The following is a 226-nucleotide window of genomic DNA, read 5'->3' on the forward strand; positions in this document are numbered from 1 at the left end:
GAGCGCCTTCCGGCAGGACGTCCAGCCAGGGCCGGCCGACCCGGGCCCACGGCTCGGCGGTCAGCGCGAGGCCGGTGCCGACCGCGGCGTAGTCCTCGATGTGGTGCCGGTAGCCCCGCCAGACCAGGTAGCGGTCGCCGGTCGTCACCAGTTCCACCAGCAGCGCCCGGTCGCCCAGCGCCGCGCCGCCCGCCGGAGCGGCGCCGGCCAGCAGCACGGACTCCTC

1 pseudogene is annotated in these 226 nt (G+C 77.9%); it reads right to left on the bottom strand.

Annotated elements, in window-relative coordinates:
- Positions 1 to 217 (bottom strand): annotated as a pseudogene (locus G3I65_RS13550) (type VII secretion protein EccB); the annotation flags it as partial.
- Positions 218 to 226: the final 9 nt, after the last annotated feature.

Source organism: Amycolatopsis sp. SID8362, from assembly GCF_010550475.1.
GTDB classification, from domain to species: Bacteria; Actinomycetota; Actinomycetes; order Mycobacteriales; family Pseudonocardiaceae; genus Amycolatopsis; species Amycolatopsis eburnea.